At 70.6% G+C, this 19157-nt stretch carries 23 protein-coding genes, 1 tRNA gene and 1 pseudogene; 13 read left to right on the top strand and 12 right to left on the bottom strand.

Going from position 1 to position 19157, the window contains the following annotated elements; all coding sequences use genetic code 11:
- Positions 1–26 precede the first annotated feature (26 nt).
- Positions 27–1562 carry a DUF2637 domain-containing protein gene (locus AB0L00_RS09960; RefSeq protein ID WP_364430907.1) on the bottom strand — a complete coding sequence of 512 codons (1536 nt, stop codon included), beginning with the start codon at positions 1560–1562 and terminating at the stop codon, positions 27–29.
- A 376-nt stretch (positions 1563–1938) separates the two neighbouring features.
- On the opposite strand from AB0L00_RS09960, the gene AB0L00_RS09955 reads away from it, so the two are divergent.
- The 4 genes from AB0L00_RS09955 (at position 1939) to rlmB (ending at position 6013) form a co-directional block, all read left to right on the top strand.
- The gene (locus AB0L00_RS09955; protein ID WP_364430904.1) at positions 1939–2790 is read left to right on the top strand and encodes a DUF6585 family protein; all 852 of its coding nucleotides are present in this window, start codon (positions 1939–1941) and stop codon (positions 2788–2790) included.
- A 60-nt stretch (positions 2791–2850) separates the two neighbouring features.
- On the top strand, positions 2851–4242 hold the full coding sequence (gene cysS, locus AB0L00_RS09950) for a cysteine--tRNA ligase (RefSeq protein ID WP_364430901.1): 1392 nt from the start codon (positions 2851–2853) through the stop codon (positions 4240–4242).
- Between the two features lie 143 nt (positions 4243–4385).
- Positions 4386–4985 (top strand): Clp protease N-terminal domain-containing protein, encoded by a 600-nt coding sequence (locus AB0L00_RS09945; RefSeq protein WP_364430898.1) that lies wholly within the window; start codon positions 4386–4388, stop codon positions 4983–4985.
- Between the two features lie 98 nt (positions 4986–5083).
- Positions 5084–6013 carry a 23S rRNA (guanosine(2251)-2'-O)-methyltransferase RlmB gene (gene rlmB, locus AB0L00_RS09940; RefSeq protein WP_364430896.1) on the top strand — a complete coding sequence of 310 codons (930 nt, stop codon included), beginning with the start codon at positions 5084–5086 and terminating at the stop codon, positions 6011–6013.
- 51 nt (positions 6014–6064) lie between these two features.
- On the opposite strand, the gene AB0L00_RS09935 is transcribed toward rlmB, so the two are convergent.
- Both AB0L00_RS09935 and AB0L00_RS09930 read right to left on the bottom strand, forming a co-directional pair.
- Positions 6065–6979, bottom strand: coding sequence for an SDR family oxidoreductase (locus AB0L00_RS09935; protein ID WP_364430893.1), 915 nt, complete (start codon positions 6977–6979; stop codon positions 6065–6067).
- Positions 6976–7590: a TetR/AcrR family transcriptional regulator gene (locus tag AB0L00_RS09930; RefSeq protein WP_364430890.1), complete on the bottom strand. Its 615-nt coding sequence runs from the start codon at positions 7588–7590 to the stop codon at positions 6976–6978. The genes AB0L00_RS09935 and AB0L00_RS09930 overlap by 4 nt, the downstream gene beginning before the upstream one ends.
- 136 nt (positions 7591–7726) lie before the next feature.
- Here AB0L00_RS09930 and AB0L00_RS09925 point away from each other — a divergent pair.
- The 3 genes from AB0L00_RS09925 to AB0L00_RS09915 all read left to right on the top strand — a co-directional run bounded on the left by AB0L00_RS09925 (position 7727) and on the right by AB0L00_RS09915 (position 8637).
- Positions 7727–7799, top strand: a tRNA-Thr gene (locus tag AB0L00_RS09925).
- Positions 7800–7936: 137 nt separating this feature from the next.
- Positions 7937–8311 carry a type II toxin-antitoxin system RelE/ParE family toxin gene (locus AB0L00_RS09920; RefSeq protein WP_345355398.1) on the top strand — a complete coding sequence of 125 codons (375 nt, stop codon included), beginning with the start codon at positions 7937–7939 and terminating at the stop codon, positions 8309–8311.
- Positions 8308–8637 (top strand): helix-turn-helix domain-containing protein, encoded by a 330-nt coding sequence (locus tag AB0L00_RS09915; RefSeq protein ID WP_345355395.1) that lies wholly within the window; start codon positions 8308–8310, stop codon positions 8635–8637. The genes AB0L00_RS09920 and AB0L00_RS09915 overlap by 4 nt, the downstream gene beginning before the upstream one ends.
- A 479-nt stretch (positions 8638–9116) precedes the next feature.
- Here the strand turns inward: AB0L00_RS09915 and AB0L00_RS09910 are convergent, their stop codons facing one another.
- Positions 9117–9350 (bottom strand): hypothetical protein, encoded by a 234-nt coding sequence (locus AB0L00_RS09910; protein ID WP_364430887.1) that lies wholly within the window; start codon positions 9348–9350, stop codon positions 9117–9119.
- A gap of 163 nt (positions 9351–9513) precedes the next feature.
- On the bottom strand, positions 9514–9678 hold the full coding sequence (locus tag AB0L00_RS09905) for a hypothetical protein (protein WP_364430884.1): 165 nt from the start codon (positions 9676–9678) through the stop codon (positions 9514–9516).
- A gap of 473 nt (positions 9679–10151) precedes the next feature.
- On the opposite strand from AB0L00_RS09905, the gene AB0L00_RS09900 reads away from it, so the two are divergent.
- Together AB0L00_RS09900 and AB0L00_RS09895 are read left to right on the top strand one after the other, a co-directional pair.
- The gene (locus AB0L00_RS09900) at positions 10152–10280 is read left to right on the top strand and encodes a hypothetical protein (protein WP_364431614.1); all 129 of its coding nucleotides are present in this window, start codon (positions 10152–10154) and stop codon (positions 10278–10280) included.
- Positions 10281–10416: 136 nt separating this feature from the next.
- Positions 10417–10812, top strand: coding sequence for a VOC family protein (locus AB0L00_RS09895; RefSeq protein ID WP_364430881.1), 396 nt, complete (start codon positions 10417–10419; stop codon positions 10810–10812).
- Positions 10813–11085: 273 nt separating this feature from the next.
- Here AB0L00_RS09895 and AB0L00_RS09890 read toward each other — a convergent pair whose 3' ends face one another.
- Complete coding sequence (locus AB0L00_RS09890; protein WP_364430879.1) at positions 11086–12042, bottom strand: NADP-dependent oxidoreductase; 957 nt, start codon at positions 12040–12042, stop codon at positions 11086–11088.
- A gap of 110 nt (positions 12043–12152) precedes the next feature.
- On the opposite strand from AB0L00_RS09890, the gene AB0L00_RS09885 reads away from it, so the two are divergent.
- The gene (locus AB0L00_RS09885; RefSeq protein ID WP_364430878.1) at positions 12153–12719 is read left to right on the top strand and encodes a helix-turn-helix domain-containing protein; all 567 of its coding nucleotides are present in this window, start codon (positions 12153–12155) and stop codon (positions 12717–12719) included.
- A 185-nt stretch (positions 12720–12904) separates the two neighbouring features.
- On the opposite strand, the gene AB0L00_RS09880 is transcribed toward AB0L00_RS09885, so the two are convergent.
- The gene (locus AB0L00_RS09880; RefSeq protein WP_364430876.1) at positions 12905–14143 is read right to left on the bottom strand and encodes a serine hydrolase domain-containing protein; all 1239 of its coding nucleotides are present in this window, start codon (positions 14141–14143) and stop codon (positions 12905–12907) included.
- 236 nt (positions 14144–14379) lie between these two features.
- Here AB0L00_RS09880 and AB0L00_RS09875 point away from each other — a divergent pair, with 236 nt between their 5' ends.
- Both AB0L00_RS09875 and AB0L00_RS09870 read left to right on the top strand, forming a co-directional pair.
- Positions 14380–14805 carry a protein kinase gene (locus AB0L00_RS09875; RefSeq protein ID WP_364430875.1) on the top strand — a complete coding sequence of 142 codons (426 nt, stop codon included), beginning with the start codon at positions 14380–14382 and terminating at the stop codon, positions 14803–14805.
- 123 nt (positions 14806–14928) lie between these two features.
- Positions 14929–15315 carry a hypothetical protein gene (locus AB0L00_RS09870; protein WP_364430873.1) on the top strand — a complete coding sequence of 129 codons (387 nt, stop codon included), beginning with the start codon at positions 14929–14931 and terminating at the stop codon, positions 15313–15315.
- A gap of 581 nt (positions 15316–15896) precedes the next feature.
- Here the strand turns inward: AB0L00_RS09870 and AB0L00_RS09865 are convergent.
- From AB0L00_RS09865 to AB0L00_RS09855, 3 genes are all read right to left on the bottom strand, one after another.
- Complete coding sequence (locus AB0L00_RS09865) at positions 15897–16559, bottom strand: VC0807 family protein (RefSeq protein WP_364430870.1); 663 nt, start codon at positions 16557–16559, stop codon at positions 15897–15899.
- Positions 16556–17158, bottom strand: a complete 603-nt coding sequence (locus AB0L00_RS09860) for a TetR/AcrR family transcriptional regulator (RefSeq protein WP_364430868.1) — start codon at positions 17156–17158, stop codon at positions 16556–16558. Before AB0L00_RS09860 ends, AB0L00_RS09865 begins: the two co-directional genes overlap by 4 nt.
- Before the next feature lie 165 nt (positions 17159–17323).
- Positions 17324–17659: a YnfA family protein gene (locus AB0L00_RS09855; RefSeq protein ID WP_364430865.1), complete on the bottom strand. Its 336-nt coding sequence runs from the start codon at positions 17657–17659 to the stop codon at positions 17324–17326.
- Here AB0L00_RS09855 and AB0L00_RS09850 point away from each other — a divergent pair.
- The gene (locus AB0L00_RS09850; RefSeq protein WP_364430862.1) at positions 17658–18212 is read left to right on the top strand and encodes a hypothetical protein; all 555 of its coding nucleotides are present in this window, start codon (positions 17658–17660) and stop codon (positions 18210–18212) included. The two genes, AB0L00_RS09855 and AB0L00_RS09850, sit on opposite strands and share 2 nt — an antisense overlap.
- On the opposite strand, the pseudogene AB0L00_RS09845 reads toward AB0L00_RS09850, so the two are convergent.
- A pseudogene (locus AB0L00_RS09845) lies at positions 18192–18470 on the bottom strand (MerR family transcriptional regulator); the annotation flags it as partial. The gene AB0L00_RS09850 and the pseudogene AB0L00_RS09845 sit on opposite strands and share 21 nt — an antisense overlap.
- 85 nt (positions 18471–18555) lie before the next feature.
- Positions 18556–19029, bottom strand: a complete 474-nt coding sequence (locus AB0L00_RS09840; protein ID WP_364430859.1) for a carboxymuconolactone decarboxylase family protein — start codon at positions 19027–19029, stop codon at positions 18556–18558.
- Between the last annotated feature and the right edge of the window lie 128 nt (positions 19030–19157).

Below are 19157 nucleotides of genomic sequence, written 5' to 3'. Positions count from 1 at the left end.
CGGCGGACCACGTCCGCGCGCTCGGTTCAGCCGCGAGGCGGGGTGGGCGAGCTGCGGAACTTGCTCGACGGCGGCGTCGGCTCCTCCCCGCCGCCGGACCCTCCGGAGCCGGAGGCCCACGGACCTCCGTCCTCCGGCGGGCTCCACGGACGGGCGTCGTCGGCCTCGGCGCCGACGTCCGGATCCTCGGCCCGGTCGTCGGCGTACGCGTCCTCCTCCTCGCCGGCGGGCGTCTCGTCGGCCACACCGGGCATCGGGATGCCGTCCGGGTCGGTGTCGGGCAGCCTGATGCCGTCGGGCTGCGTGTCGCCGAGCCGCTGCCTGGTCTGCGGCGGCCCGACCAGCCGCACGTCCGTCGGCAGCGAGGTCCGGGCCACCCAGCGCGGCGCGGGCTCCTCCTGCTCCGGGTCCACGGGCGTGTTCTGCATGGGCGCCACCACCTCCGGGTCCGTATCCGGTACGAGGTCACTGTCCGGCTCCGTGTGTCCCGCGGGCCGGGAATCCTGGTCGGTGCCGTGATCGGTCTTGGGCGCCACGCCGGGCGGCAGCGCTGGGCCGGGCTGCCACGCGCGATCCGCCTGCCGCTCCAACTCGGGCGGGAGCGCCGGCTCCGGCTCCGCACCGGTGTCGGCCACCGGGAGGAGCGGGGAGAGCCGGTCCTCACGCGTCCGGTCCGGCGCGGTCTCGAGCGGTTGTTCCGGCTTTGGACCGTCGTCGCCGCCGATCTCGGCCGGCGGGAGGTCTGGCAACGGTCCCTGGTCCCGTACGGGCTCGGCCGGTGGCAGGTCCGGCAACGGTTCCCGGTCCCGTACGGGCTCGGCCGGCGGGAGGCTGGGCAACGGTCCGTGGTCCTGTACGGGCTCGGCCGGCGGGAGGTCCGGCAACGGTTCCCGGTCCCGTACGGGCTCGGCCGCCGGACCGTCGGACACGGTTGGAGAGGCGCTCTCGTGCGGCCGGTCCCGTACGGCGCCGGGGCCGGGCTCCAGAGCTCGGGGCGGGGCGGGCCGCGGGAGCGGCCGGGTCTCGGCGTACGCCTCATCGGTGAGGCCGGGGATGAACGCCCGGTCGTCGTCCGGTGTGTCCGGCGAGGGCTCCGGGGCCGCAGGTGTCGCGGCGTCCCGCCGCCGGGTCCTTACGAGCTGCTTGATCATGGACAGCCAGAGCCAGACGGCGACGGCGAGGATCACCCAGGGGGCCGCCGCCACCCCTCCGGACAGCCACGCGTGCGACAGGCCGCCGTAGCCGTGGACCGCGCGCTCGACGCCGGCCGCGCCGGCGCCGACGATCAGCGCCAGGAGCAGCAGCCAGCGGACCGCGCGCGCCCACCAGGGCGCCCGGCGGGCGATCAGGATCGACAGGATCACGACGACGACCAGGCCGTCGACCATGCCGGGGTACAGGAACGCCCGGTCGCGGGCAGCGCCGCCCTGGAGGGCGAGCGCCCGCAGGTCGTCGTAGGACAGCACGAACGTCGCGCCGGCCAGCGCCGCGACGCCGAGGCCGCCGGCCGCCGTCAGCAGCCGCCGCTGCGCCGGGGAGTACGGAGCGGGGGAGTCACTCATAGCAGGGAAGCCAACCATCGTCTCGGAGGGTTCCCTTATCTTGACCGGATCAACGTGTTCCCGCTCTCATCCCGCACCGCGTGTCGCCCGGCGCGGCACGGGATGCGCCACGCCGCGCCGGTGGCGCTGCGGGATATGCACCGCGCCGGGACGAGGCGTGGGTGTGCCGCGGCCGGGTCGGGGTGTGCCGGGCCGGAACGGGGTCCGAGGTCTGCCGGGCCGGGGCGAGGGCGGGGTGTGCCGCGCCGGGATGGGGCTGCGATGTGTGGCGCGCCGGGACGGGGGCGGGGTGTGCCGCGCCGGGATGGGGGGCGGGGTGTGGCCGGATCCGGCGGTCGGGCTTCAAAGGGGGCGCTCGTGGGTATGCGGCCGGTCGATGTCCAATTTCCCCCTCTTCGCGGTGAAAGCGGGGACCGCGACTGATCTCCCGCCTCGTGTCCGCCGGGTCGCCGAGGATGAGCGGCTCGGCGAGTTCCGGGCCGGGCACGATCCCCGGCCCGTCGACCGGCGGTCCCGCGCCTGGCTGGTGCTGCTGGGCCTGCCGGGGCTTCTGCTGCTGCCCTTCACCGTCGCGTTCCTGTTCGACGGCTTAGGGTGGGCGTCCGGTCTCGCCCTGCTGCTCACCGCCGCGTACCTCGGCGCGGCCGGCCGCGTCCTCGTACGCGAGGTCCTGCCGGCGCGGGGCTCGACGGTCCACCTGTTCGAGAACGGCGTCGTACTGTCCTCCTGGCGCGCGGCCACGCCCCTCGCCTGGGACGCCGTTACCGAAGTGCGCGTCTCCGGCGTACGCCGGGCCGCGACCGGGACGGTCACGTGGCGGCTGACCCTGACCGGCCGGGCGGGGGCCGAGGCCGAGGCTCTGATCGACGGGAGCGTCCCCGGCGGCCGGGAACTGGTCGAGACCGTGTCCCGCGCGGTGACCGAACGGATGCTGCCCAAGTATCTGTCCCGCGTCGAGACCGGCGGCAAGGTGCGGCTCGGACCGTTCGGCGTCACCCGTCAGGGCATCGCCAAAGGCGGTGAGTACGTGCCGTGGGAGAACGTGGACCGGGTGAAGATCGAGGGCGGCATGGTCCACATCGACCGCGCCGACCGCCCGGCCGGGCTGACGGCGATCGCCGCCGAGGTCCCGAACGTCGTGGCGTTCGGCGAGCTGACCCGGCGGCTGCGCGGCCTGGACGACGGGGCTCGGGTGGACGGGGAATCCGGCCGACCGGTGAGGTCATGAATGGGTGAGGGACGCGATTTCAGTGACGGGACCGGACCGGCATCGAATAGCCTCTTACGCGTGAGCCTGCGCCTTTACGACACCGGTACCCGTGGCATCCGCGAATTCGTCCCGCTGCAGGCGGGCCGGGCGGGGATCTACGTGTGTGGTGCCACCCCGCAGGCCGCCCCGCACATCGGGCACATGCGTTCCGGTGTCATCTACGACCTCGTCTACCGCTGGCTGCTCGCCTCCGGATACGACGTGACGTTCGTCCGGAACATCACCGACATCGACGACAAGATCATTCGGGTGTCGGCGGAGACGGGCGTGCCGTGGTTCGCGGTGGCCGAGGCCAACCAGCGCGTCTTCGGCCGCGGCTACGACGCGCTCGGCTGCCTGCCCCCGACCATCGAGCCGCGGGCGACCGGGCACGTCCCCGAGATGATCGTGCTGATGCGCCGCCTCATCGAGGCCGGCCACGCCTACACGGTCGAGGGCGACGTCTACTTCGACGTGGCGTCCTGGGCCGACCGCTATGGCGCGCTGTCCAACCAGCGGCTCGACAGCATGCGGCCGGCCGGCGACACCCCCAACGAGGCGGCCAAGCGCGACCCGCGCGACTTCGCGCTGTGGAAGGGCGCCAAGCCGGGCGAGCCGAGCTGGGAGACGCCGTGGGGCCCCGGCCGTCCCGGCTGGCACCTCGAGTGCTCGGCGATGTCGACCAAGTACCTCGGCGCGACGTTCGACATCCACGGCGGTGGCGTCGATCTGATCTTCCCGCACCATGAGAACGAGCTGGCGCAGTCGACCGCGGCCGGTGACGGGTTCGCCCGCTACTGGCTGCACAACGGCCTGCTCACGGTGAACGGCGAGAAGATGAGCAAGTCCGTCGGCAACGTCGTGCTGCTGACCGACCTGCTGGACCGGGCCCGGCCGGTGGAGGTCCGCTACTACCTGGCCGCCGCGCACTACCGGTCGATCATCGACTACTCCGACGAGGCGCTGCGCGAGGCCGCGGTGGCGTACCAGCGCGTCGAGGGGTTCGTGACGCGCGCCGTCGAGCTGTCCGGTCGGGTCGAGCCCGGCGCTCTGCCGGCGCCGTTCGTCGACGCGATGAACGACGACCTGGGTGTGCCGCAGGCGCTGGCCGTCGTGCACGAGGCGGTGCGCGAGGGCAACACCGCGCTCGCCGCGGGCGACAAGGACACCGTGACCCGCGCCCTCGGCGAGGTGCGCGCGATGCTCGGCGCCCTCGGCCTCGACCCGCTGTCGGCGCAGTGGGAGGGCACGGCCGGCGACCTTCGCGACGTCGTCGACGCGCTCGTGTCGGTGGCCCTGGAGCAGCGGCAGGCGGCCCGCGCCCGCAAGGACTACGCCGCGGCGGACGCCATCCGCGACGGCCTGACCGCCGCCGGCATCCTCATCGAGGACACCCCGCGCGGCCCACGCTGGGAGCTCAAGCGCTCCTGACCGGCGCGGACGCGTCACAGGACCGGACGTCGCGACACGGCGGCGTCCGATCCGGTTAACCGGGCCGTTCCGGTGGGGACGTACCGTTCGAGGAGATTGGGTCCCACCGGCCGCCCCGGCCGGGCCGTACCTCCCCTGCCGAGGTGGTGCACGTGTTGGAGCGGTTCACCGACACCGCCCGCCGAGTCGTCGTCCACGCCCAGGAAGAGGCCCGCGCCTTCGAGCACGGGCACATCGGCACCGAGCACCTTCTCCTCGGCCTGCTGCGCGGCGACACCGACGGCGCGGTGCGCGCCCTCGACGCGGCCGGCCTCACCCTCGACACCGCCCGCGGGGACGTCGAGGAGCTCGTCGGGAGGGGAACGACGCCGCCCGATACCGACGTGCCGTTCACGGCCCGCGCCAAGAAGGTCCTCGAACTGTCGCTGCGCGAGGCGTTGTACTTCGGCCACGACTACATCCGCAGCGAGCACATCCTCCTCGGCCTGATCAGAGAGACCGAAGGGGCCGGCGCCCGGGTCCTCCAGCGGTGCGGCGTCGACGCCTCCGACCTGCGCCGCGACGTCATGGCCACGCTGCGCAGCCCCGAACCGCCTCCCGAGGAGCCGGCGGCCGAGCCCCCGGCGGCGGAGGGCCCGTCCACCCCGGAGTCGGCGATCGAGCGGCGGCTGAGCGCCATCGAAGGCCGGCTGGAGCGCATCGAGCGGCTCCTACGGGACAGGCCGGGTCCCGGATCCGCGTAGAGTCTGGTGAGTGGCGAGAGATCGCCTTTTCGACGGGCGAGAGATCGCCTCTTTTTCGGAGGGCGGGACAGCGCCCTGTGCACCAGCGGAGGGCAACCATGGCGAAGCGTCGCAAGAAGGGGCCGAGTCACACCCTGAAGGCGGAGGACCGGCACTGGTACGGCAAGCGGCAGACCGCCCGCGCCGCCAAGTCGGCGACCCGGACCGGCACACCCACCACCGCCGGCACCACCCGCCGTACGCCCTCCTCGTCCGCGCCCGCGGAGCGCACCGGGCGACGGTCCGCGCCCGACGGTCCGGAGCTGGTCACCGGCCGTAACCCGGTCGTCGAGGCGCTGCGCGCGGGCATCCCGGCGAGTGCCCTGTACGTCATGACCGGCGCCTCCGACGACCGCGTCCGCGAGTCCATCAAGCTGGCCACGGACGCCGGCGTGCCGCTGCTCGAGGCGGGCCGGACCGAGCTCGACCGGATGACCGACCGGGCCGTGCACCAGGGCATCGTCCTGCAGGTCCCCGAGTACCGCTACGCGCACCCCGACGATCTGCTGCAGCGCGGCGGCACCCCGCAGCTCGTCGTGGCCCTTGACGGCGTGACCGACCCGCGCAACCTGGGGGCGATCGTCCGCTCGGCCGCCGCGTTCGGCGCGAACGGCGTGCTCGTCCCCGAGCGCCGGGCGGCGGGCGTGACCGCCGGGGCGTGGAAGACCTCCGCGGGGACCCTCGCCTCGGTCCCGGTGGCCCGCGCCACCAACCTCGTACGGGCCCTGAAGTCGTACCAGAGCGCCGGTCTGTTCGTCGCCGGCCTCGACGCGCGGGGAGCGGTGGGCGTCGGCGACCTGGAGGCCGCGAGCGGCCCGCTCGTGCTCGTCGTCGGCTCGGAGGGCAAGGGCCTGTCACGACTGGTCGCCGAGACCTGCGACCTGCTCATCAACATCCCGATGGGCCCGAACGCCGAGTCGCTCAACGCCGGCGTAGCGGCGGGCATCGCGATGTACGAGATCTCGAGTCGCCGCCGTCGCCGCTCCTGAAACAACGCCCCGGTTCTTCGTCGCCATGGCGACGGAAAACCGGGGCGCAGATCAGCGGTAGTCCTCGACCGGGGCGTCCTTCTTGTCGCCGAAATAGACCTCTTCGAAGAACCGGCTCGCCTCCGGCTGCGAGCCGTCGAGGTCGGTGAAGCCGTAGTGCTTCGCCAGCACCCCGGACGACAGCGCCTTGCCGGACCAGCGCGCCACCTTCGGGTCGGCGGCCAGCGCGGCGACGGCCCGCCCGATGTAGCGCGGCGTCTCCGAGATCGCGAACCACTTGTCCTTGGCGATCCCGTCGCGCCAGCTCTCCTCGGTGACGCCGAAGTGCTCCAGGACCTCCTCCGAGCGCAGGAAGCCGGGGGTCAGCGACAGCGACGTGACCCCGTGCGGGGCCAGCTCGTCGCGCAGCATCTTGCCGAGCCGCGTGATCGCCACCTTCACCATGTCGAAGAACATCGACCCTCGGTAGCGGTCGTTGAACATGTCGTCCCCGTCGGTGATCTCGACGACCAGCCCGCGCCCCCGCCGTACGAGCAGGGGAAGGACCGTGTGCAGCGTGATCAGGTGGGTCTCCAGGCCGTTCCGGAGCGCCCGCAGGCCGTTCTCCAGGTCGTGCTCCCAGAGCGGTTTCCACTCGACCCACTGGTCGCCGCCCCACGTGTCGTCGACGAGGACGTCCAGGCGGCCGCCCTGCTCCTCCTCGATCCGCCGGACCAGCGCCCGTACGTCGGCGGGGACCATGTGGTCGCAGCGCACCGGGATGCCCCGGCCGCCCGCCTCGGTGACCAGCTCGGCGGTCTCCTCGATCGTCTCCGGGCGGCCCAGCGGACTGCGCGACTCCCGCGTCGTGCGGCCGGTGACGTACACCGTCGCGCCGGCCGCGCCCAGCTCCACCGCCATGCCGCGGCCGGCCCCCCGGGTACCCCCGGTGACCAGCGCGACGTGTTCCTTCAACGGACCGGTCACATGCTCTCCTCGATCGTTCCTGCGTCTGAACCGTGGCTCCAGCCGGCCAGCACCGCGTCCAGATCGGCGCGCAGCCGGTCGCAGAGGCCGCCCACGGGCCGTGCCGACCAGTGCAGCGTCGTGCCGTCGGTGACCGCGGCCAGAATCCGCGCGGCCACCGGCGCGGGTGGCGCCCCGGGCAGCCGCCCCTCCCGCACCGCCCGGTCGAGGAGGGGGACCAGTCCCTCTTCCAAGGCGGTGTGCAGCTCCGCCAGCAGGCCGCGCAACTCCTCGTCGGCCAGGTCGACGGCCAGCTGAGCCAGGTTGTTCGCCGCCCGGGCGGGATCGTCCAGCGGCCCGAACGCCGCCACCAGCACCTCGACCACCACGGCCACCGGATCGCCGTGCGCCGCCGCGGCCGCGCCCATGCCCTCCCGGGTAGTGCGCACCGCCGCCCTGGTCATCGCGACCAAGAGCCCGTGCTTGGACCCGAAGCGCTGGGCCACCGTCCCGACGGCGACCCCCGCCTCCCGCGCGACGTCCGCCAGCGTGAACCCCGGCCCGAGCCGGCTGATCGCCACCCCCGCGGCGGCCAGCAGACGCTCATCGGTGAACTTCCTCGGCCGTGCCATGCCAGTTATTGAACCACGGTTCACTAACTGGTGCCAGGCACTCTGCGGCCGGTGTGACGGCGAGGAGAACGCGCCCGGTACGGAGTCTGACTCGCGGCGTATACGCGCTATCGTGGTGAGGCTGCGAAAGCAGCGCGCCTCCGTAGCTCAGCTGGCAGAGCGTCCGCCTTGTAAGCGGCAGGTCGCCGGTTCGAATCCGGCCGGAGGCTCTCGTCCTCCCAGGTGAGAGCCGTTGAGAGGTTCATCGGCCAAGGCGGCTCTGACAGCAACGATGAGGGTCGCGAGCGGACGGTCGTGTGACCGCGTGCCCTAGCCGAAAAAATGAGCTACAGGTTATATTGATGGGGTGACGTGGGAAGTCATCCTCTTAGAGCCTGTCGAGACGTGGTTCCTGAAGCTCTGCGAGTCTGAGCCGGACTCGGCGGCCTTGATCGAGCAGGCCATCGACCGGCTTGCCGCTGTCGGGCCGACCCTTGGCAGGCCGCTCGTCGACACGCTGGAGCACAGCAAGCTGCGTAACTTGAAGGAGCTGAGGCCGGGCTCTCGCGGTCGGTCGGAGATACGCATGCTGTTCGTCTTCGATCCGGATCGCGCAGCGATCTTCCTGGTTGCGGGTGACAAGACCGGGAGATGGTCCCGCTGGTACGAGGACGCGATTCCGCTCGCCGAGGCCAGGTACGCCGATTATCGGGCGGAGAAGGATGAGGAGGGCGGCCGATGAGCACCGGACGCAACTGGCGGGACGTCAAGGCTGAGGCCCATCGACGGCATCCTGAGCTGGCAGATCCCGAGCGTCAGGCCAGGGCGCGTGCCGAGTTGGACGCGTATGTGGCCGGCCACCACCTCAAGGAGCTGCGCAAGGCCGTTGGTAAGACTCAGGTGGAGTTGGCGCGGGCCCTCGGCGTGTCTCAGTCCCGAATCTCGCAGATCGAGAACGGCAAGATCGAAGCCATGGAACTCGAGACGCTTCGTGCCTATGCGACGGCCTTGGGCGGACACGTTGACATCACCATCAGCGTCGGCCCGCACTCTGTAAGGGTCGCTTGAGGACACCGGCGTCCGTGACAGCAGCGGTGACAGCAACGACGGCCACCACTGACACCCCCGCCCGCGCGTCGGACCCCTTCTACCTTGGCGGATGGAGTGCGACCAGGGGTGTCCGTATTCCTTGTAAGCGGCAGGTCGCCGGTTCGAATCCGGCCGGAGGCTCCCACCTGACCAGCGAAAGACCTCGAGCGACGATCGCCCGGGGTCTTTTTGACGGTAACGCTCGTCAGAGACCGTGAACGCAACCACAGCTTCTGCGAGAACTTTCAGGCGGGAGCCTGAAGCTCCTCACCCGCCTCAGCCGAGGGCATCACCAGCCTCCCGAGCGCCTTCCGCTTCTCACCGAGCGCCGCGTATGCGTAGATCGTCGTGGTTAGCCCCGATGTCGCGGTGGCCGACACATGCGGATGGACAGCCAGGAACCGCAGCACTCCGGCACCGGCTTGGCGGCAGCAGCGCCGTTCCTCGCGGGCAGCGTCTCAGCCGTTCCGGCGGCACGGGCACGACTCACGAAGCCGCGTGATGAACAGACGGACATCACGCGCCGTCGGCTTGTCGAGCCGTTTCCTGCCCAACTCGGGGATGAGGTGACGGCGTACAACGCCCTCATAGCCCTGGTACGTCTTCGGGTGCGGGACTGCGATCGTGGCGAAACCCCAGGTCAGCGGAGGAGTAGAGGCGGAATTGCCGACCCTCTGTAAAGCCGTCGGCATGAGGGACGCTGACGGCAACGGTGACGGGCTGGGAACGGAAGCGGGAGCCGGCTCTCGCACCCCTGGTGCGAGAGCCGGCGAAGTGGCGTCTTGGCCATTTACGGTCAGCCACGAATCATGTCGGGCGGCTCGTAATGTGCAGGCACCGGTTCAGCGGTGTTGATCAGTTGTTTCCCTGGCCACCGCCTGTGGTGGGGTTCGTTCCCCCTGCCGGGGGGTTTTCCCGGATTAGGCGGTAGAACTCTTCGTCGAACGGGTCTGCCAGATCGTCGTGGCGGGGCCAGGGATTGGTCGCGTCGTTCGGCTGGCCCGAGTCGCTCGCGGTCATTGTTTCTCCTCTGATTTTTCAGGGCTTGTCCCTCTGCAGGGTCTCCGGAGGGAATGGTTCAGCCACATTGGTGACCGAGACTGGATAAGACTGTCAAGATTTACGGGGACCCGGCAAGTGCCCAGGGGAGCGGTGAGCAGCGCTGGCCGTCTCAGTTCACGACGCCACGCCTTTGATCAGCGGAAACTCGTACACCACGTCCGTGGACGCAACCCACGGCGCCAGCGCGGGTGACAGCAGCGACAGCAACCAACGTTCACTCAAGCCCGCACCCGGGCCACGGTCTACCTCGGCGGACGCGGCGCGAGCAGGGGTGTCCGTATCCCTTGTAAGCGGCAGGTCGCCGGTTCGAATCCGGCCGGAGGCTCTCCTTCCCCAAGGTGAGAGCCGTTGAGAGGCTGATCGGCCAAGGCCGCCCTGACAGCAACGATGAGAGTCGCGAGCGGACGGTCGTGTGACAGGCCCAGTCCCGAATCTCGCAGATCGAGAACGGCAGGATCGAGGCCATGGAACTCGAGACGCTTCGTGCCTATGCGACGGCCTTGGGCGGACACGTTGACATCACCGTCAGCGTCGGCCCGCACTCCGTAAGGGTCGCTTGAGGCCACCGGCGTCCGCGACAGCAGCGGTGACGGCAACGACAGCCACCACTGACACCCGCGCCCGCGCGTCGGACCCCTTCTAACGGGTGGCGGGGCCCCATAAGCTGAGCCCCCGTCCGCACTGTCTGGGGAGTCGATGACAAGTAGGTTCACCGAGTTGGTTGTCGACTGCCACGATCCGGAGCGCCTCGCGGCCTTCTGGTGCGCGGTCCTGGACTTCAAGGTGATCGACCGTAGCGAGGGCAAGGTCGAGATCGGTTCCTGGGAGCCGACCGTCGAGGAGGTCCGGGCCCGCCAGATGCCGCCCACCCTGGTGTTCATCCGGGTGCCTGAGGGCAAGACCGTGAAGAACCGGCTCCACCTGGACGTCAGCCCGATCGACGGCAGTACCGACGACGAGGTGGCCAGGCTGCTCGGCCTTGGCGCCGCCAAGGTGGACGTGGGCCAGGGCGCCGGCCGGAGCTGGGTGGTCATGGCCGATCCCGAGGGCAACGAGTTCGACGTCCTGCGCACCCTGGCACCGCCCAACTAGAGTCACCGTCATCGAACTAACCCGCTGACATGAGCGGCCAGAAGGGGATGGCGCGACGGCCAGGACCACCACCGCCCCGCCTTGGTTGACGGCAACGGTGACGGCAACGACGGCAACCGGGGACAGCCACTGGCCCACGTTCACCGCCGTTGACTTCGGTGGATGCTGTGTGAGCTGTCCTGGTAAGCGGCAGGTCGCCGGCTCGAATCCGGCGGGAGGCTCCACCCCTGACAGTGACGACGACATAGCGTTCATCGTCGCGACGGCCTTGATCTAGAGGTCGATGACGACCTTGCCGTGCACGTGCCGGCCGGCCTGGAGCTCGGTCGCGCGGCGGATCTGCTCGACCGGGAAGCTCGCCGCGATGGGCACCCGGAGTCGGCCCGCCGCGACCAGGCGGGCGACCTCTTCCAGGGCGCCGGGGGCGGCGTTCGCGCCGTTGGCCGCCGACACGCCGTCGACTTGCGCGGCGATGGTGCAGATACGGCCGTCCGGGACGCCGAGTTCCTTTGCGGCGTGCACTGTCTCCGTCCCGTGGAGGTCGATGGCGGCGGTGACACCGCCGGGGGCGAGGGCTCGGACCCGGTCGGCCAGGCCGTCGCCGTAGGCGACCGGCTCGGCTCCGAGATCGCGCAGGAAATCGGATGATGTCGCCGATCCCGTCCCGATCACGCGCGCTCCTGCGATCCTGGCCAGCTGGACAGCGAACACCCCGACCCCGCCCGCCGCGCCGCCGATCAGCACTGTGTCGTCCGGGCCGGGGTCGACCACGGCGAGGGCGGCGGATGCCGTGCGGCCGGCGATCGTAAGGGTGGCGGCGGTGCGGTCGTCGATGCCGTCGGGGGTGTGATGGGCCTCGTTCGCCGAGATCCCCCCGGCCGGGTCGATCACCACGAAGTCGGCGACCGCGCGGGACAGGGCGCCCCCGAACACCCGGTCGCCGGGCGCGAAGCCGGTCACCCCGTCACCGACCTGGTCCACCACACCTGCGTAGTCGGTCCCGAACCCGGCCGGGAGGCTCAAGTCGAACCGGGCGGCGGTGTCCGCGTCGGCGGTCATGATCCAGTCCATCGGGTTCAGACCGGCCGCGGTGACCCGCACACGGATCTGTCCCGGGCCGGCCTGCGGAGCGGAAACCTCACGGATCTCCAGGACTTCGGGGCCGCCGAATGAATCGAGCCGGACCGCCCTGCTCCTACTCGTCGGCGGTTGATCGCTCTGTTCCTGCATGTACGCCTGTCTCCTTGGGGATCGAGGGAACGCCTTGAAACGGACTATGCTCCGTTTCCATGGATGACCGTAACACAACCGGAGCGTGATCCGTTTTGACTGAGGCGGAGATGCGCGCGCCACGGGCGGACGCAGCCCGTAACCGCGACCAGTTGCTCGCGGTGGCGACCCGCGTGTTCGTGTCGGCTGACGCCGAGCCGTCGATGCGTGCGATCGCCCGCGAGGCCGGAGTCGGCATCGCCACGCTCTACCGGCACTTCCCGACCCGCGAGTCGCTGGTCGACGCGGTCTACCGGGACCAGGTCGTACGGCTGACGACCGGCGCCCGCGAACTGCTCGGCCAACTGCCCCCGGCCGCGGCGATGCGGCGCTGGATGGACCTGTTCGGGGACTGGATCGCGACCAAGAACGGCATGCTCGACACGCTGCTTGCGATGATCGAGTCAGGCGAGATCGCCCATGCGCAGACCCGGACCGAGCTACTGGCGGCCATCACCACGATTCTCGACGCCGGTCGCGCGGCGGGCGACCTCCGCTCCGACGTCACCGCCGAAGACATCGCCGCCTCCCTCATCGGCATCTTCACCGTGGCCCCCCGGCCCGCGCATGAGGCCAAGGCCGGTCGCCTGCTGGACCTCCTGATGGACGGCCTCCGGCCCGCCGCCCGGCCGGCCTGAGCCCGGATCGAGGCGGCTAGTGCGGTGACCACTATGATCACCAGGTTGGTCACGCGGCTCGGGGCTGAGGACGCCCCCATCGGCGATGGTGTTCGCTGCGGACCCGAGCGCGTGCCCGCCCTTGCGCGGCCAGCACATCCGGATGCGGGTTCGTTCAACGTATTCCTTAGACCTTCCCCGCTAGCTCAGCCGCCCGTCCCCCCGCCGGCCGGAGCCCCGGTGATGGCCTGCATCTCCTGCCCGATCATCTCCGGCAGCGGCACGCCATCGCAGTTGCCGAGGATGACGCCGACCCAGCCGGTGTATGGGTAGATGTCCCAGTTGGCGCTGACACCGGGGTTGCCGCCGGCGCGCTGGTACATCCACTGGCCGTTGACGATGGAGACCGGAATCCCGTACGCGCCGAACGACTGGGGCCCGTGGGGGATCTTGGCGGCGGTGAGCACGGCGGCCCAGGGCCGCTCCAGCAGCGTGCCGTCGCCCAGTGCGCGCGCGAACCGGACCAGATCCGGCGCGGTGGCGAATCCACTGTCCCCGGGGGCATCGATGAAGGCGCGGCCCGGATTCTTACCGGGTACGTCCGGGCCCGGGCTGCTCTTGTCCAGGTTGCGGACGGCGTCCACCACGCTGCCGTCGGCCAGCGTCATGTACGGATGCGCGATGTGCTTGTCGGCGAGCCACTGCGGCCTGGTGTAGAACGCCGAACCGGTCATGCCGCAGCGCCCGAAGATGTTCTCCTGCACGTAGTCCCAGTACGTCTTGCCGGTCACCGCCTCCACGATCAGCGCGGCAATGGTGACCTCCGCCTCCGCGTGGGCGGTGTCGGGAACGCCCGGGACGCCCACCAGTTTCGCCTGCCGGGCCCGCCGCTCGTAGTACTCGTGCACCTCATCCCGGCTCTGGAAGACGCGTTGCACGTCCTCATCCGGGCTGTCCAGCCCGGAGGCGCCGGACAACAGATGGTGGATGGTCACCTGTTCGGCGATCTCCTTGGCGAAGCCCTTCAGATGGGTGCCCACCGTGTCCGACAGCTTCACCTTGCCCTGCTGCGCCAGCTGCAAGATGGCCACCGCGTGGAACGGCTTGCCCGCCGAGCTGAGGCTGAACGCGGTGCCCTCGTGGTTGGCGATCCCCTTCTCCTTGTCGGCCATGCCATGGCTGCGGGACAGCACCGTCCGGCCCCGGTGCGACAACAGCACCACGCCGGAGAACCTCCCCTCGGCGGCCAGCTTCGCCACGTACCGGTCGTAGGCTCCGCCGGGCAGGGTGTCCGGCGGGATCTGGTCGTCGTCGGTCGGGGCCGGGGCGGCGTGGCCGGGCTGGGCGCCCACCAGCGACGCGCCGGCCACCACGCCGGCGGCCGCCAACCCGCCCCACCCGAGCAGCCGCCGCCGGTCGACCCCACCTGCGGAATCCGAGTTCATGATCACAGTCCTTTCCCGATGGAGGCACCGACCGTTGATGCGCTGTGGTCCATGCCTCCACTGAAGACGGGAGACCGTTGCGGTGGCGTATGCGATTCTCGATACCTCCGCGATACACGTTCCGAGGCGTCGTCGTGCCGAGGCCGAGGCCGTCGTCGTCCGCCCCTGGCGGCGATCCCGGAGCCTTTATAGACGGCATTGTTTGTTTGATGCCGATCGCTCAGTAAGATCACCCCGTGCGTACCGATCCTGACGAGCCGTTGGCGGGGCGGTATCGGCTGCTCGACGTCATCGGCCGAGGCGGGATGGGTGTCGTGTGGCGGGCCCGGGACATTGATCTCGACCGGGTCGTCCTCACCGACTTCGGCATCGCCACCCTCGAGGGCGACAGCACTCTCACCTGGTCCGGCGCGATCCTCGGGACACCTGCGTTCATGGCCCCCGAACAGGTCCGGGGCCAGGACGCCACCCCCGAAACCGACCTGTGGTCGCTCGGAGCCACCCTGTACGCGGCCGTGGAAGGGCGGGTGCCGTTCGGCGGAGCCAGCACCGGCGGGATCTTCGTCGCCATCGCCACCGAGGACCCGCATCCGTCGTCCACGCCGGACCGCTCACGGCCGTCCTCACGGGGCTCCTCGGCAAGGATCCGGCACGGCGGCTGAACGCTCATGACGCCCACCGGCTCCTTACCGAACTCAGCCGCGGCGCCGGACCGCTGCCGACACGGGCCGTCCTTCCACCGCGCCCACACGTACCGGTGATCATCGCTGTCCTCGTGGCCTCCCGTGTACACACCACCGGCCTCTGCCACCAGCTACCCGGTCGCCCCGGCGCACACGCCGATGAGCGCCGACGCCATCAACCGGGTGTTCAAGAAGTACATGAACGGCCTCGCCGACCACGACATGACGCAGTTGCGAGCGGCGTCCTGTCCCCGGCTGCGCTCCACCCTGCTCGGGTTCGCCCTCAACGGCTATTACGTCGGCCGATGGAAGCTGAAGCCGTACACCATCCCCCCGGACGCGGACGAGCTCAGTGTCGAGGCCACTTTCACCCAACAGGACCCCGACACCGGGAGGAGCGCCGGGGACATCGACAACCAATGGATCGTCGAACAGGACTCCGACGGCCGGTACTGGGTGTGCGGGTGGCTCAACTACAGGGGGCAGTAGCGAGCCGGTCGGGGTGGAGCACGTCGAGGCCTGCGACTCAGCGGCTGAATCGACATTCCGTAACCTTGCGCTCAACTCGTAGGAGATTTGCCTGATAAGTCGTTTCTTGTCGATCCTGATCCGGGCATGGGCGGAGCAAGTGGCGTAGTACTGCCTCTGCGGAAGTCGAATCCCCAGGGGAGGTAATCCCGGTGAAGATCAGACATTGCCTGATAACCGCAATGCTCGGCCTGGCGGTTGCCGGAGGAGCGATATCCGAGGCGTCCATAGCCGCCGCCGCGACACGAGCGAGTTTTTTCTCTGCGGAGCATGTGTCGACCACTGCTCCGTGCACGCCGGCCGAGGGATGTCGGAAAGTGTGTCGCACCATACGCCCGAAATGTCGGCGCCATCAGCGCTGCCCGCACTGGGTGCGGATCTCATGTCACCGCGTTTGCCCGCCCAAGCGGCGACCCCTTAAGCCGCATACCGGCCACCACCCACGAGGCTCCAAGTAGGGCGGTGTGAGTGGCGTCGCCGCCATGCGGGGTCCGTTCCCTGGCCTGATGCCTTCCTCCTGAACACGGCTTGTCGTCAGAGTGTCAGGCCTCGAGGTTCTCCTTGCGGAGGTACCAGACGTGCCAGGCGATCAGGCAGGCCATCGGGGCGAACCAGGCCACGGTGGTGACCAGGGAGATGAGGTCGATCGGCAGGGTGTAGACGAGGACGACGTGCACCACCGCGTTGGCCAGCAGCACGGCGCCCCAGACGGCGGTGTCGATGCGCAGCCCACGCCGGAAGCGGGCGTCGGTGTCCCAGCGGGCCGCCCACGCGGCCGCGCCCTCGGCGCCGCGCTTGATCTCGGCGATCGCGCGGCCCAGCGTGAGCTGGGCGGGCCTGCCGACGAACACCGAGACCAGCATCCACGCGCCGAACAGGCCGCCCAGTGCTGCCGTCCACCCCTCCCGGATCGCGAGGCTGCGCGGGTCGTCCGACAGCAGGCCGAGAACGACGGACAGCAGCAGGATGCTCAACGTGACCAGGGCGAGCAGGTCGATCCGGCGGTCGCGGGCGATGGTCCACACCGCGTACGGCGCGGCGACCAGGACGCCGGCCATCAGCGCCCACCACTGGCTCACACCCGCGGCGCGCAGACCGTAGAAGAGCACCATCGGCACGACCACCTCGAACACGACGGTCATCACGTTGGCGCGGATCACCCGGCGCAGGCCCGCGTCGGGCGCGGCCTTCTCGTCGATCATCATGCGGATCCATCCCTGGGATCGGCTGCGGTCGCCCGCACGTACAGGTCGGCGAGTTCGCGGCCCAGCCGGGTGAGCTCGGTGGGGTCGGGTGCGGCGGCGGCCGCGGTGACTACGACGGCGTCCAGGCCGGCGGTGAGGGCGATCGCCACGGTCCGGGTGTCGAAGGAGTGGAAGGCGCCCGCGGCCTGCCCGGCGCGGAAGTGCTCCTCGAAGACGGCGAGACGTCCGTTGACGGCGGCGCTCTGCCCTGCGGAGTTCTTCACGATGTCGATCAGCGCGCGGACGGCGGCGGGGTGCTCGCCGACCATCGCGACGTTCGCCTCGACGTAGGCGCGCAACTGCGCGACATGGCCCTCGGCGGCGTCGATGCGCGGCTGCATGAACGCCCCGGTGACCTCCTCGATCTCGGCGACGCACGCCGCGAGCAGGTCGTCCTTGCCGGCGAAGTGGTAGCTGATCATGCCGGTGCTGGACAGGCCCGCGTGTTCGGCGATCCGGCTGAATGACGCCTTGGCGTAGCCGACCTCGGCGATCACCTCGATCGCCGCCCGCACGATCTGGGCGCGCCTGCCCGACTCGGTGAACGTTCTTGCTCGCATAAGCAAAAACTAGCTCGCTCAAGCAAATCGGCGCAAGCGGAGGCCTGAGTCACAAGCGCCGCCTGCCCGCCTGGCATCGGTGAACACTGGCGATCGCTGCGTTCCATAGACGTCATTTGCCAGTGATCACGGCACCTACGAGATCGGCGCCTAGGCCGGTGGGCGTCAGTGGGCGCGGGGGGCGTACATGATGACGGCCACCCCGGCGAGGCAGATCAGCGCGCCGATCACGTCCCAGCGGTCAGGGCGGAATCCGTCGAAGGCCATGCCCCAGGCGAGTGATCCGGCGACGAAGACGCCACCGTAGGCGGCCAGGATCCGGCCGAAGTGCGTGTCGGGCTGACCGCAGGCGATGAAGCCGTAGACACCCAGCGCGACGAGGCCGGCCCCGATCCAGACCCAGCCACGGTGCTCGCGTACGCCCTGCCAGACCAGCCAGGCACCGCCGATCTCGAACAGCGCGGCAAGGAGGAACAGGGCGATCGAGCGGGCGACGAGCATGACGGAACGGATCTTTCTGCGCAGCGGCCCGGCTTTCGGGCCGCAGGACGACGGCCGGTCGGGTGGCTGGGCCGAACAGGTCGGTGAGCAGGGTAGCGCCGTCGGCGGGGGCTCGGACCTCCAGGTGCGCCACGGGGCCGTCCAGGTGGAGGCGGAAGTCGAAGAACGGGCAGCACCGCTGTTCTTCGGCGGCGAGCGCGGCCAGTTCGCCCGCGTGCTCGGCGGGCGGCGTGAGCCGTACGCCCTCGTGGATGGGTTCCCGCCCGGCACCGGCCAGGAGCCGCTGCCAGTGCCCGGCGCGTTCGGCCACGTCCCGGCCGGTGAGCGAACAGGCCACCGGTGCGGTGCGCCACCGTTCGCCGTCGCGCTCCGCGCATGGGGACGACTCGGCCGGCGCCGGGGTGAGGAGGCCGCACTCGGGATCGCACCGGCCGGCCCGGTCGGGCAGGGCGTCCAGGCGAGCCAGCGCCCGGTGCAGCGAGGCGGCGAAGGCGGTCAGCTCCGCCGTACGGTGTTCGGCCTCCGCCAGGCGGGCGGCCACCCGGGGCCGTAGATCGGCCTTCACGTCCGCGCAGGCGCCGGACTCCCAGACCACCAGCAGTTCGGCGATCTCTTCCAGCGGCAGGCCCAAGTGCTTGGCGGCGCCGATGAACGACAGCCGCTCGATCGCGTCCGGGCCGTAGCTGCGGTATCCGGCCGGAGTCCGGTCCGCCGGCAACAGACCGGCGGTCTCGTAGAAGCGCAGCGTGGTGGCCGGGACGCCGGTACGTTCGGCGAGTTGAGAGATGCGCACAGGACCGACGGTAGACATTCGAGTCGACTCGAAGGTCAAGAGCCGGTCGCAGGTCGACCCGGCCCGGCCCCGCGAGGGGAGGCCGGGTCAGGCCGACGGTCGGTCATCCCCACTGGCCGGGCTCGTAGTCGCCGGCGGGCTGCTGGGTGATGAGGTTCATGCGGTTGTAGGTGTTGATCACGGCGATCAGGCACACGAGGGCGGCCAACTGCTCCTCGTCGTAGTGCTTGGCCGCGCTCGCCCAGGCCTCGTCCGTGACGCCACCGGCGGCGTCGGCGACGCGGGTGCCCTGCTCGGTCAGTTCCAGGGCGGCGCGCTCGGCCTCGGTGAAGACCTTGGCCTCCCGCCAGGCCGCGATCAGGTTGAGGCGCAGCGGGGTCTCCCCGGCGTGCGCGGCGTCCTTGGTGTGCATGTCGAGGCAGACGCCGCAGCCGTTGATCTGGCTGGCGCGGATCTTCACCAGTTCCTGCGTCGCCGCCGGCAGCGTCGAGTCCGACACGACCTTGCCCGCCGAGTTGATGTACTTCGCGAACTTCGCCGCGACCGGGTTGCCGTAGTAGTTGAGCCGGGCTTCCATCGTGATCTCCTTGCCGGGGTGGCTGTTACACCTCCTTGACGGCACGGCCCGCGAAAATGTGACACGCCGGCCGGATGTGACGCGCGTCTCCCCATTCGTGCCACTGGGTCCGCATATGTGTCGTCAGG

It is taken from the genome of Actinoallomurus sp. NPDC052308 (assembly GCF_040679195.1).
In the GTDB taxonomy this organism is placed as follows: Bacteria; Actinomycetota; Actinomycetes; order Streptosporangiales; family Streptosporangiaceae; genus Actinoallomurus; species Actinoallomurus liliacearum.
This window is presented reverse-complemented; position numbering and strand designations above follow the sequence as displayed.

Excerpts from the sequence above, each read along its gene's own strand:
- AB0L00_RS09960 (WP_364430907.1), bottom strand. The coding sequence starts at position 1,562 with ATGAGTGACTCCCCCGCTCCGTACTCCCCGGCGCAGCGGCGGCTGCTG.
- AB0L00_RS09955 (WP_364430904.1), top strand. The coding sequence starts at position 1,939 with ATGTCCAATTTCCCCCTCTTCGCGGTGAAAGCGGGGACCGCGACTGAT.
- rlmB (WP_364430896.1), top strand. The coding sequence starts at position 5,084 with ATGGCGAAGCGTCGCAAGAAGGGGCCGAGTCACACCCTGAAGGCGGAG.
- AB0L00_RS09930 (WP_364430890.1), bottom strand. The coding sequence starts at position 7,590 with ATGGCACGGCCGAGGAAGTTCACCGATGAGCGTCTGCTGGCCGCCGCG.
- AB0L00_RS09915 (WP_345355395.1), top strand. The coding sequence starts at position 8,308 with ATGAGCACCGGACGCAACTGGCGGGACGTCAAGGCTGAGGCCCATCGA.
- AB0L00_RS09910 (WP_364430887.1), bottom strand. The coding sequence starts at position 9,350 with ATGCCGACGGCTTTACAGAGGGTCGGCAATTCCGCCTCTACTCCTCCG.
- AB0L00_RS09905 (WP_364430884.1), bottom strand. The coding sequence starts at position 9,678 with ATGACCGCGAGCGACTCGGGCCAGCCGAACGACGCGACCAATCCCTGG.
- AB0L00_RS09895 (WP_364430881.1), top strand. The coding sequence starts at position 10,417 with ATGACAAGTAGGTTCACCGAGTTGGTTGTCGACTGCCACGATCCGGAG.
- AB0L00_RS09890 (WP_364430879.1), bottom strand. The coding sequence starts at position 12,042 with ATGCAGGAACAGAGCGATCAACCGCCGACGAGTAGGAGCAGGGCGGTC.
- AB0L00_RS09885 (WP_364430878.1), top strand. The coding sequence starts at position 12,153 with ATGCGCGCGCCACGGGCGGACGCAGCCCGTAACCGCGACCAGTTGCTC.
- AB0L00_RS09880 (WP_364430876.1), bottom strand. The coding sequence starts at position 14,143 with ATGAACTCGGATTCCGCAGGTGGGGTCGACCGGCGGCGGCTGCTCGGG.
- AB0L00_RS09865 (WP_364430870.1), bottom strand. The coding sequence starts at position 16,559 with ATGATGATCGACGAGAAGGCCGCGCCCGACGCGGGCCTGCGCCGGGTG.
- AB0L00_RS09860 (WP_364430868.1), bottom strand. The coding sequence starts at position 17,158 with ATGCGAGCAAGAACGTTCACCGAGTCGGGCAGGCGCGCCCAGATCGTG.
- AB0L00_RS09850 (WP_364430862.1), top strand. The coding sequence starts at position 17,658 with ATGACGGAACGGATCTTTCTGCGCAGCGGCCCGGCTTTCGGGCCGCAG.
- AB0L00_RS09855 (WP_364430865.1), bottom strand. The coding sequence starts at position 17,659 with ATGCTCGTCGCCCGCTCGATCGCCCTGTTCCTCCTTGCCGCGCTGTTC.
- AB0L00_RS09840 (WP_364430859.1), bottom strand. The coding sequence starts at position 19,029 with ATGGAAGCCCGGCTCAACTACTACGGCAACCCGGTCGCGGCGAAGTTC.